The organism is Pyxidicoccus fallax (assembly GCF_012933655.1).
In the GTDB taxonomy this organism is placed as follows: Bacteria; Myxococcota; Myxococcia; order Myxococcales; family Myxococcaceae; genus Myxococcus; species Myxococcus fallax.
The window spans coordinates 1-10,480 of the sequence record NZ_JABBJJ010000407.1; the positions used below are offsets into that span (position 1 = coordinate 1).

10 protein-coding genes are annotated in these 10,480 nt (G+C 70.4%); 3 read left to right on the plus strand and 7 right to left on the minus strand.

Annotation, left to right across the window (positions count from 1 at the left end; all coding sequences use genetic code 11):
• Nucleotides 1-629: 629 nt before the first annotated feature.
• Nucleotides 630-1,472, minus strand: a complete 843-nt coding sequence (locus HG543_RS46725; RefSeq protein WP_169351450.1) for a hypothetical protein — start codon at nt 1,470-1,472, stop codon at nt 630-632.
• Between the two features lie 7 nt (nt 1,473-1,479).
• Nucleotides 1,480-1,848, minus strand: a complete 369-nt coding sequence (locus HG543_RS46730) for a hypothetical protein (protein WP_169351451.1) — start codon at nt 1,846-1,848, stop codon at nt 1,480-1,482.
• A 281-nt stretch (nt 1,849-2,129) separates the two neighbouring features.
• Between HG543_RS46730 and HG543_RS46735 the strand changes: the two genes are divergently transcribed.
• The 3 genes from HG543_RS46735 to HG543_RS46745 are packed head-to-tail and all read left to right on the plus strand — an operon-like array spanning nt 2,130 to nt 4,294.
• Entirely contained in the window at nt 2,130-2,639 is a 510-nt protein-coding gene (locus HG543_RS46735) for a cytochrome c-type biogenesis protein (RefSeq protein ID WP_169351452.1), read from the plus strand.
• 9 nt (nt 2,640-2,648) lie between these two features.
• Nucleotides 2,649-3,617: a tetratricopeptide repeat protein gene (locus HG543_RS46740; RefSeq protein WP_169351458.1), complete on the plus strand. Its 969-nt coding sequence runs from the start codon at nt 2,649-2,651 to the stop codon at nt 3,615-3,617.
• Nucleotides 3,618-3,637: 20 nt separating this feature from the next.
• Nucleotides 3,638-4,294, plus strand: coding sequence for a hypothetical protein (locus HG543_RS46745; RefSeq protein ID WP_169351453.1), 657 nt, complete (start codon nt 3,638-3,640; stop codon nt 4,292-4,294).
• Nucleotides 4,295-4,311: 17 nt separating this feature from the next.
• Here HG543_RS46745 and HG543_RS46750 read toward each other — a convergent pair whose 3' ends face one another.
• The 5 genes from HG543_RS46750 to exoE form a co-directional block, all read right to left on the minus strand.
• Nucleotides 4,312-5,514, minus strand: coding sequence for a GNAT family N-acetyltransferase (locus tag HG543_RS46750; protein WP_169351454.1), 1,203 nt, complete (start codon nt 5,512-5,514; stop codon nt 4,312-4,314).
• A 52-nt stretch (nt 5,515-5,566) separates the two neighbouring features.
• Nucleotides 5,567-6,736, minus strand: a complete 1,170-nt coding sequence (locus tag HG543_RS46755; RefSeq protein ID WP_169351459.1) for a DegT/DnrJ/EryC1/StrS family aminotransferase — start codon at nt 6,734-6,736, stop codon at nt 5,567-5,569.
• Nucleotides 6,733-7,851, minus strand: coding sequence for a GNAT family N-acetyltransferase (locus tag HG543_RS46760; RefSeq protein ID WP_169351455.1), 1,119 nt, complete (start codon nt 7,849-7,851; stop codon nt 6,733-6,735). The genes HG543_RS46755 and HG543_RS46760 overlap by 4 nt, the downstream gene beginning before the upstream one ends.
• 36 nt (nt 7,852-7,887) lie before the next feature.
• Nucleotides 7,888-8,967, minus strand: coding sequence for a gluconeogenesis factor YvcK family protein (locus tag HG543_RS46765; RefSeq protein ID WP_169351456.1), 1,080 nt, complete (start codon nt 8,965-8,967; stop codon nt 7,888-7,890).
• Between the two features lie 106 nt (nt 8,968-9,073).
• Nucleotides 9,074-10,441: a polyisoprenyl-phosphate hexose-1-phosphate transferase ExoE gene (gene exoE / locus HG543_RS46770; protein WP_169351457.1), complete on the minus strand. Its 1,368-nt coding sequence runs from the start codon at nt 10,439-10,441 to the stop codon at nt 9,074-9,076.
• Nucleotides 10,442-10,480: the final 39 nt, after the last annotated feature.

The window sequence follows — 10,480 nt, forward strand, 5'->3', positions numbered from 1 at the left end:
GAGGAATCATTCCTCCACGACGACCCGCCTCGGATGCGGCCTCGCTGGAGGAATCCTTCCTCCACGACGACCCACCTCGGGCGCCCCCCCCTTGCTGGAGGAATCCTTCCTCCACGACGGCCCGCCGGGAGTGCCGCCTCGCTGGAGGAATCATTCCTCCACGACGGCCCGCCGGGAGTGCCGCCTCGCCGGAGGAATCATTCCTCCACGACGACCCGCCTCTCGGATGCCGCCTCGCCGGAGGAATCATTCCTCCACGACGACCCTCCTTCCGGAGAGGGCTGACATGCCAGCAAGGATGCGGCTCGCGCCAGGGAATGCCCTCTGGCAGCTCATCCGATGGCGTGTCCTGCGGTCCATCCCTGGGGCCGAGGCGAGGGCTGACACGCGCGCGGGCTCGGGAGTCAGGCGGTGCCGCGGGACGACACCTTGACCGCCATGGAGGCTGCGATGAGGCACCTGGCACCACGCTCACGATGAGGGAGGGCGCCTCCGAGGACAGGAAGCTTCCCGCCCCGAACGAATCCGAGGCGCGGAAGATGCGCCCTGCAAACAGAAGGGGCGGCGCTGGAATGGCGAAGGGAGCCGCAGGCAATCCTCGCGGCCTTACCGGACTTCCCTGAAGCAGGTTAGTAAGCATGGTCGAGTTCGAAGTACGGGCCCACCTGGAGGTCCATGACGAGGAGGTACCGCCTCGTGTTCGGGTAGAGCGATGCGGCCCGGACGAGGAGCCGGTCGGCGATGCTCTCACACGACTGCTCCACCGAGAGCTCCGGCGCGAGCTCGTCGACTGCCTCGTCGATCCTGGCGGGATAGAGCAGGAGCTTCGTGGGCGCGGTCCACGGAAACGTGCGTAGCGGCCGCCGCTCGCGGATATGGGGCTTCTCGAAGCAAGCGTGGCCAAACATCGCCAGCGTCACCACGGCCCCCGTCGAGGGAAGCCGCAGCGCGAAGTCCGCCGCCTGCTGCTGAAACCCCTCACGCGAGAGGGTGGCCACCCGGAAGTCCCCGAGCGTGAAGAGGACGCATCGCTGGGGAAGAATGGCAAGCGTCGCGATGCAGAAGCCCACGGGAAAGTGGTCCTTCGACGAAGGCCCGCCTCGCGGATTCGACTTCGCGGCGAGGCGCTCCCGCAGCGGGCTCAGGGACGCCTCGGCATTCAGGGTCATCTCCTGCAACCACTCCTCGACCGGCGCTACCTGGCTGACATGCCCCTGGGGGTCGAGCCACTTCTCCATGGACTGGAGCATGTGGGCCCGCACGCGCGACATGAAGTCCGCCTGGATGAGGGGAAGCGTGGCCCGGATGGCCCAGTCGGAGCTGCTCTGGCTGTTCCCGTCCTGCTCCCCGAAGAGCACCAGGTGCGAGAGCTCACGGTCCGAGAAGGAGAAGGACGTCACCAGCAACCCATCCCGCCGGCCGAATTGCAGACGTGTGGTGTCGAGCGCGCGATAGACGTAGTGCAGCGACATCGTGACCTCAGTCGTCCATGGACCTTCGGGGTGTCCGGGAGCGTGGAGGCAGCCCCACCTTGCTCCGCGCCTGATTGATGTGGTCGAGCAGGCTGCCCTGCCCGGTCCGCTCGCACCAATCGTCCACGCACCAGGAGCAATAGACCTCGGGGGGCGAGATCAGGTCGAGGAAGAAGCCGTCCTTCAGCGGCTCCTTCTTGTCGAGGATGGCGCTGGCTCGCTCGTAACACGGCTCGCAGACGAAGTTGGGAGCCTGCCAGCTATCGAGGAAGACCTGCAGGGGCTCGTTCCGCTCCGCTTCCACGGCGGCCTGCAGGTGCCCGCAGCACGACGCGATTCCGACGAGACCATGGATGGGACAACGAATGACGCCCATCGCGCGCTCCTCGAGAGGACCCGCCTCCCGCGTGGTCGAGGCGGCTCGAACCCGGTGGGCACCCCGTCCGTGATGCTCTCACACCCCGCTCCCCGCCTGACGGCTGGACCGGGAGCCGGCACCCGCCTGGCCGGCCGGCTCCCGGACGGGTGGGATGGACGGGCCCTGACGGGGTCGAGGCTCCCTCCCGGGGCGGGCGGATGGACAGGCGCCCCCCACTCAGGTTTCGCTGTCCAAACCGGGCCCGGTAGCGCTACGTAGGGAGGCCCCCGGGGAATCCGATGACCGCTGCCCTCCTGTCCCTGACCCTCGCCCTCAGCCTCTTCACCGGCCAGCACGCGCCCCAGCAGGGCGGAAGCGAGCCGCTCGCGCCGGAGCTGGAAGCCCGTGTCCAGACCCTCGGCAAGCAGCTGCGCTGCGCCGTGTGCCAGGGCGTCTCCATCGCGGACAGCCCCGCCTCCATGGCGCGGGCCCAGCTCGACACCGTTCGCGAGCTCGTCGCCGAGGGCAAGACGGACCAGCAGGTCCTGGACTACTTCGTCGCCCGCTACGGCGAGTGGGCGCTGCTGGAACCCAAGGCCCACGGCTTCAACTGGCTCGTGTGGCTGGGCCCGGTGGCGCTCGTCGCCCTGGGCGGCTTCGTCATCTGGCGACAATTCCAACATCGGCCCGCCCCGGCGCAGCCGACGACACAGCAGACCGCGGCCCCGGCCGCGCCGGCGGGCACGTCCTCGCCGGATGACGCAGAAGACCCGTACCTCCAGGCCGTGCGCCGGGAGCTGGAGCGCTAAGCCATGGCCATGCAGCCTCAGACGACCAACTGGCTCCCTGGAATCATCGTGCTGTCGGTCGCCTTCGTGGCGGCCGCCGCCTGGCTGCTCTACCAGCGCAGCCGGGGCACGCTCGCGAAGAACGAGCCGCAGCGCGACGGCGTGCTGGACGACCTGACCCAGCGCGCGCAGTTGCTCATCGAGCAGCTCCGCGCGCTGGAGGCCGAGAAGCACAACCTGGGCGCCGAGCAGTACACGGCGGAGAAGAGCCGCCTGGAGCGCGAGGCCGCGGCGGCCCTGCGCGCCAAGGACGAGCACCTCAAGCGCAAGGCGTCCGACGACGCGCGCGCGAAGCCCCGGCAGGCCCCGGTGGGCACGGGCTGGGCGGCGCGCCACCCGCAGCTGTCGGGCGCGCTGTGGGGCGCCGGCATCGTGCTGTTCTTCGGCGGGCTGGGCTACCTGCTCGTCTCCGAGCAGCAGCCGCGCGCCGACGGCCAGGAGGCCACGGGCCGCACGCCGCCGGGCGCCGGGCAGCAGCAGGCGGGCAACATGGGCGCCATGCAGGAGGGCGCGGAGATGGAGGAGGCCCGCGCGCGGCTTCAGGCGAACCCCGGCGACGTGGACTCCGCCGCGCTGCTGAGCCACGAGCTCATCCGCCGCCAGGAGTTCGAGGAGGCCGCGAAGGTGACGGCGAAGGGCCTGGCCGCGGACCCGTTCAACGTGGAGATGCGGGTGCACCGGGGCGTGCTCCGCGCGGCGCGCGGCGACATGGAGGGCGCGGAGGCGGAGCTGACGGAGCTGGTGGACACGTGGCCGGACGCGCAGGAGGCGCTCATCTTCCTGGGCAGCCTCGCGCTGCGGCGCGGCGACAAGGCGAAGGCGCTGGAGCACTTCGAGCGCTTCTCCGTCGAGGTGCCACGCAACATGCAGCCGCCGCAGCTCGGCGCCGCGATTGCCCAGCTCCGCGCGGAGGTCAGCGGCGGCGGTGGCATGCAGTGAAGTGACGAAGGGGGCAGGTCATGGCGAAGCGGACGAAGCGCGACGAGCCCCCTCTCGAATACTCCGCGGAGCACATCCAGAAGCTCACCCCCGCGCAAGCCGTCCGTCGCCGCCCGGCGATGTACATCGGGGAGGAGAGACGGCGGACGATGCTCATCGCCCGACCCGCGCTGGAGCCCTTCTTCGGGAAGGAGGCGCGGTGCTCGCGCATGGAGGTCTCCTGGACCTCCGACGGGGTCGTGCAGATGCGCGACGACGACTGGAGCGTGGAGACGGGACACACCTCGCGAGGAGGCTCGAACGTCGAGCTGCTGCTCACGGAGCTGAGCCATGGCTATTCCATCTCGCGGGGGATTGGACTGCCAGTCGCCAATCTCTTGAGCGAATGGCTCACCTTCGAGGTGAATCAGCCCAAAGGGGTGTACCGGCAGCGCTTCGAGGCGGGCGAGCCCCGCCCCGCGGAGACGGGTCCCTCCACGCCGCCGTGGCACACCCTCGTCCGATTCAAGCCGGACGCACGCTGCGTCGACCCGGACTCGCCCCTCACACCGGAGGCCCTCATCCAGGACCTCCAGTGGCTGCTCAGCGAATGGGGCTTCGATGAACGGACCCAGGTGCGACCGTCGCTCTCGTTCGAAGCGGTGCGCGACGGGGTCGTCATCCTCCGGACGACCTGAGCCCAGCGCGGCGCGGTTCAGTGCACGGCGGCCCTGCGGCGGCGGAAGCGGCGTACCTTCTCCACCAGCGTGTCCGGCATCACCGCCTTTGCGCCGTTGCGCACCTCGCGCGCCAGCTCCTCGGAGCGGGTGAACCAGCGCCCGGCCCACGACTCACCGTGCACGCGCACGGACACCGTCTGCCGCTGCTTCGTCACCCAGTCGGACTTGTACGTCTCCGTGCCCCGCAGGAAGTCGTACTCCGTCATGCCGGACGCCAGCGCGTCGCGGAAGGTCTCCCCCACCAGCACCAGGCCCACGCTGCGGTTGCGCCACTCCGGGTCATAGCCGGACTGGAAGTAGATGAAGCTCCGCCGGTGCAGGATGCCGTACACCGAGGCCACGGCCCGGCCGCCCACCTTCATCATGTACATGCGCAGCCGGCCCCGCTCCGCGAGCAACTGCGTGGCATCGCGGTGGAACGCCTCCACCCCCGTGCCCTTGATGCCCTGCGAGCCGCCGTCCGACGCCCAGCGCGCCGAGTGCAGCCGGAAGAAGTCCGTCAGCGGCGCGGCCAGCTCGCCCGGCGCCTCCGTGCGCTCGATCCGGTAGCCCTCCTGCTTCTCCAGCCACTTGCGCCGCCGCAGGAAGTTGTCGCGCCGGCCCGTGCGCTTGAGGAACGCGTCGAAGGGCTCCTTCGGGTCCAGCGTGTCGTACGGGCACACGTAGCGCTCCGCCACCCGGACATCGCCGGAGGGGAACACCTCGCGCAGCACGTCCACCGTGGGCGAGCCCTCGCGCAGGTCCGTGAGGTCCAGCACGTCCCACTCGTCGCGCAGCGCGTACAGCATCCGCGCGAAGTGGCGGGCCACGTCCTTCTCCTGGCCGCGCTTCGCCACCACGTCCAGGTAGTCGCTGCCCACGTGCGTCTCACCGAGGAAGCTCAGCCGCCGCACCGGCACGCCCGCCACGCTCCGGTACTCCACGCACAGCGGCATCAGCCCCACCAGCGCGCCGCTCCTGTCGCGCGCGGTGAGCACCAGCGGCCGCCGGTCCGTGGCGATGCGCCGGCACCAGGGGTAGAGCCACTCCCACGCGTTGAAGGGTCCTGCCTCGCTCGCGTCCAAGAGCGCGTCCCACTCCGCGCGCATCCCCGCCAGCGTGGAGGCACTGCCCACCGCCCCCACCTCCAGCCACTGCGCGCTCTGCGGTCCCTGCCTCAGCTCTTCCTCGCGAATCACCGCCCGTCCTCCCGGAGGGACGCCCCGTCCCTCCCCTGTGCCCGTTACCTGCTCAACCCGCGCGCTTCTTCGTCTTGCGGTCCGACTTCAGCGCGTCGCGCACCGCCTGCGCCACGTCCGCCATCACCTCCGGCGAGAGGTCCTGGTGGCACGGAATCTCCACGATGCTGCGCCGCAGCTGCGCAACCTCGGGGAAGGCCCCCGCGTCGCACGCCGGGTGGAAGCGCTTCCAGAAGTCGATGGCGTCGATGCCCTGCGCCCGCAGCCTCGCCAGCACCTCCGCCTTGTCCTGCACCACCAGCGGGTAGAACAGCGGGCAGGCGCCCGGCGGAAGCTGGTTGAACAGCGGCGCCGACACGTCGCGCAGCCGGCCCAGCAGGAAGAAGTAGTTGCGCCGGCGCTGCTCGACAATGGACTCCAGGTCCTGAGCCAGGGCGATGCGCTTCGTCAGCGGGCTCATGCCCAGGTCCACGTGCCGGCGGTCGAAGTGCTGCGTGCCCGTGGCCACGCGCTCGATGCTGGCGGCCTTCACCGTGCCGTGCCCCACCGCGCGCACCAGGCTGCGCAGCCCCCGGCCAAACGCCCCGCCCCGCAGCTCCAGGTTCTGCAAGAGCGCGGACACCGTGTGGCTGAAGGTGGACGCGGACGGCGGCGCCGGCGGCTCCGGCAGGCTGTACTGCCGCGGGCCGTTGACGACCAGCGCGCCACCATTGGGAACCGGAAGCGTCTTGTAGAGGCAGAAGATGCCCACGTCCCCCGTGGTGCCCAGCGGGACGGCGCCGTCGGACGACAGCAGCGACAGCGCGCAGTCCTCGATGAGGATGAGGCCGTGCTTGTCCGCCAGCTTGCGCATCTCCGCGGCCGGGCCCGGGAAGCCCGCGTAGTGCGTGAGGTACAGGGCCTTCGTCTTCGGGCCGATGCGCCGGGCCACGTCCTCCAGGTCCACGTCCCAGCGGCTGCCCACCCGGTAGAAGCGCGGCGTGGCGCCCGCGTCCACCAGCGCCTCCACCTCCACGCCGTGGTGGTAGGCCGGCATCAGCACCTCGCCCTGGTCCAGCCCCAGCATCTTCACCGTGAGCCAGATGGCGTTGCGGGCGAAGTAGAAGTAGCGGACGTTGGGCGAGGAGAACGGAGGCAGCGCCCCCGGCTTCGGCCGCGACGTCAGCATGTGCGGCCACAGCGTGGGCAGGGACGGGACGAACAGCTTCCCCGAGGACTTCATCGCTTCCATCGCGCCACCACCTCTTTCATCGCGGGTCCCCACCGGAACTTGGCCGCGCACAGCGCCCGGCCGAAGGCGGAGTCGTTGAACACGTAGAGCCAGGTGTGCCGCCGGACCTTGTCCGTCCAGTCGCGCTTCCACACCATGTCCGGCCCCAGGAAGTCGAACTCGCTCAGCTTCCGGTCGATGCAGCTCCCCACCACCTCTTCCATGAGGAGCTGTCCCGGGCTGCACTCACGCAGGCCCTCGTCGTAGCCGGGCTTCAGGAGGAAGTACCGGCCGCCGTATTCCAGGCCGTAGTGGAAGGCCACCGGCCGGCCGTCCACCCGCAGGAAGTACAGCGCCAGCCGCTGGCGGTACGCCGCGTCCCGCGCCAGCTCCGTGTAGAAGCCGCGCGTGCGCGCGTCCTGCGCCATGGCCGTGCCGCGCTCGCCCTTCCAGCCGCTCTGCTCCAGGAGGAATCCTTCCTCCAGCTTCCCCTCCAGGCCCAGGCCCCCGTCCACCCGCTCGAAGGTGACGCGGCCCTTCTCCTCCAGCTTGCGCCGGCGCCGCCGGCAGTTGGCCTTGAACTTGGACTGCAGCGTGCCGAGGTACGCGTCCCGGCTCGCGGGCAGCGGGATGTAGGGCGACTGGAGCGACTCCCACTCCCCCACCGGCAGGCCCGCCTCGCGCGCCGCCGCGTGCAGCCGCCAGGCGGCCCCGCCCTCCGGCACGTCCGTCAGGCGCAGGACATCCCAGCCGCCCGCCTCGCGCAGGTGGCCGAGGAAGGTCCGGGCCGCGGCGTCCGGCTCGCGCGCCAGCAGGTCGAAGCGGCAGGAGTGCACGTTGGCCATGGCCGACAGCTGCCGCGCCGGCACGCCGTACATCGACGTGCGCTCCTCCCACAGCGGCAGCGCCGCCGTCAGCTGGCCCGCCCCGTCCCGCAGCGTCAGCACCCGAAGGCGCGCACCGGGGGCGAAGTTGTCGAACCAGATGCGGAGGAACTCGTGCCGGTAGAACAGCTCGTTGGAGGTGGACTCCACGAGCGCATTCCACTCGGACTCCAGGGCCATGAAGGCCGCCCGGTCAGTGACTTCCACGACCGACGGCCGGGCGTTGAGTTGTCTAGCTTCCATTATCAGGGCGCCAAAGGTGGTGATGGGACTGCTCGGCTACAAGCCGCTGCGGGCCATCTTCAGGAGGCAGGAGGCAACCTTGCGGCTGTCGTGTCGGATCCTGGACCCCTCCTTGAGGAGGTCCGCCTGCACGGGCACCACGCCCGCGGCGATCAAATCCCGGTGGTTCACCGGTACGACATAGGAGCCGCGCCGCGCATACCGCTTCATGGACTCGTCGGTGGGCGGGGTGCCGTTGACGAGCACCGCGTCCAGCACCGGACCCACGTGGTCGATGACCGCCTGCACGTGGTCCAGGCACGTCATGCCGTCCGTCTCGCCCGGCTGCGTCATCAGGTTGGCCACCATGACCTTCAGCGCGCGCGTCTCCTTCAGCGCCTGGGCCACGCCGTCCACCAGCAGGTTGGGCAGCACGCTCGAGTAGAGCGAGCCCGGTCCAATCGCGATGAGGTCCGCCGTGTAGATGGACTCCAGCAGGCCCTCGGTGGGCGGCGGCGAGCGCGGGCTGAGCGACACCCGGCGCACCCGGCCGTGGGCGCGGCAGATGTTGCGCTCGCCAACCACCTCCGTGTCGTCATGCATCTGCGCGACGAGCTGCACCGACGACAGCGTGGAGGGCAGCACCTGGCCGCGCGCGCCCAGCAGCTCGCCGGACATGCGCACCGCCTCGAGGAAGTCTCCCTTCAGCTCCGCCAGCGCGGCGATGAGCAGGTTGCCCACCGCGTGCCCGGCGAGGCCGCGCGCCCCGCCGAAGCGGAACTGGAAGACGTCCTTCATCGCGTTCTTCCCACCCGCCAGCGCCACCAGGCAGTTGCGGATGTCTCCTGGCGGCAGCGCCCCGTGCAGGCGGCGCAGGCGGCCCGAGCTGCCCCCGTCGTCGCTCATGGCCACCACCGCGGTGATGTCCACGCCCGGGTCTCCGGGCTTCGGCATCGCACGCCGGGACAGGCCGCGGAGCACCATGGGCAGTCCCGTGCCGCCCCCGATGGCGACGATGCGCGTGGGCCGCTCCACCTGCGGCTGCAGCAGCTCGTTGCGCTCGCGCTCCAGCTCCAGCCGGCGACGCGTCTCCTCCCAACCCTCCGGGAGGGGCGATTCCATGTCCATTCCCACCATGACCCTACCCCCATCCACGACGCCCGAACCCGCCACCCCTGTGGCGGGCCCACCGCCAAGGCCCCATCCAAGAATGGGGCCAAGGCGATGGGCACTTCCAATCCCTCTACCGAGCCCCACGACCGAGAAGCACATGCCTCACGGTGTGGAAGATGATTCCCACATCCAGGAACAACGAGCCGTTCTTCACGTAGTACAGGTCGAACTCCAGCTTGTTCCTCGCGTCCTCCACCGAGGCCCCATAGGGGTAGCGGATCTGCGCCCACCCCGTCAGGCCCGGCTTCACCGCCTCGCGCAGCCCGTAGAAGGGAATCTGCTGCTTGAGCTGCTCGACGAAGACGGGGCGCTCCGGACGCGGCCCCACGAAGCTCATCTCCCCCATCAACACGTTGAAGACCTGGGGAATCTCGTCGATGCGCGTGCGGCGGATGAAGCGCCCCACCCGCGTGACGCGGTCATCGTTCGCCCGGGCCCACACCGCGCCGTTCTTCTCCGCGTCGGTGCGCATGCTGCGGAACTTCCACAGGTGGAAGCTCCTGCCCGCCAGGCCCGTGCGCTCCTGGCGGTAGAAGATGGGCCCCCTCGAGTCCAGCTTGATGGCCACCGCGACCACCAGCAGGAAGGGCGCGGCCAGCATCAGCAGCACCGAGGCCACGAGGATGTCGAAGGCGCGCTTGAGCGCCCGGCGCAGCGGCGACACCGTCAACTCATCCGCGAAGGCGAAGTCGCTGGCGCGGAGGAACTGCACCGGAATCCTGCGCAGCACCCGCTCGCAGAAGCCGGCCGCCTCGTACACCCGCCGCCCCTGCAGCCTGCAGCTCAGCAGGGACTCCACCCAGTTGGCGCCGCGCATGTCGTCGGCCGCCTGCACCACGTAGGAGGCATTCAGCCGCGACGCCAGCTGCTCCAGCGGCTCGTTCGCCTTGCGCGGGTCCACCATGCCCACCACGCGGTAGCTGCCCTCGCCGCCCGCCTCGATGGCGCTCGCCACCGCGCGGGCCTTGAGGCCATCTCCCACCAGCAGGACGGTGTCCGGCGCACCCACCAGCGCGCGGATGGACACCCGCACCATCAGCGTGCCGGCCAGGGCGCCCATCGCCCCGCCCAGGAGCGTGCCCGGAGGCAGCGCCACCGGCAGCACCAGCGGCACCACCAGCATCACCCCGCCGGCCACCATCGCCGTGACGCCGGCGGCCTTGAGGAAGCGGTAGCCGCGCTCCCGGTCCTCCGCCGCGATGCGGAGGTCATAGAGGTCCAGCAGGTACAGCGTGAACTGGAACGTGACGACGAAAGCCGCGCCCAACCCCAGCAAGGTGGGCCACATCTCGGAAAGCGGGGGCTGGGTCCCCGCGGGAGCGAAGAGTGCCGCGCAGGCCGCCGCGCCCATCACGCAGGCCAACGCGATCGCCGAACTCTCGGCGAGGAAGAACGTCAGTTTCTTGGCAGAAAAATAGTGGTGAAAAACGCGGAGCACGTGCCCCTCCAACCAACCCGCCCGACCCGCTTCCGCCCT

Bases quoted from the DNA above. Each gene is read 5' to 3' on its own strand.
- HG543_RS46745 (WP_169351453.1), top strand. From the start codon at position 3,638: ATGGCGAAGCGGACGAAGCGCGACGAGCCCCCTCTCGAATACTCCGCG.
- HG543_RS46740 (WP_169351458.1), top strand. From the start codon at position 2,649: ATGCAGCCTCAGACGACCAACTGGCTCCCTGGAATCATCGTGCTGTCG.
- HG543_RS46755 (WP_169351459.1), bottom strand. From the start codon at position 6,736: ATGAAGTCCTCGGGGAAGCTGTTCGTCCCGTCCCTGCCCACGCTGTGG.
- HG543_RS46730 (WP_169351451.1), bottom strand. From the start codon at position 1,848: ATGGGCGTCATTCGTTGTCCCATCCATGGTCTCGTCGGAATCGCGTCG.
- HG543_RS46735 (WP_169351452.1), top strand. From the start codon at position 2,130: ATGACCGCTGCCCTCCTGTCCCTGACCCTCGCCCTCAGCCTCTTCACC.
- HG543_RS46765 (WP_169351456.1), bottom strand. From the start codon at position 8,967: ATGGTGGGAATGGACATGGAATCGCCCCTCCCGGAGGGTTGGGAGGAG.
- HG543_RS46760 (WP_169351455.1), bottom strand. From the start codon at position 7,851: ATGGAAGCTAGACAACTCAACGCCCGGCCGTCGGTCGTGGAAGTCACT.
- HG543_RS46725 (WP_169351450.1), bottom strand. From the start codon at position 1,472: ATGTCGCTGCACTACGTCTATCGCGCGCTCGACACCACACGTCTGCAA.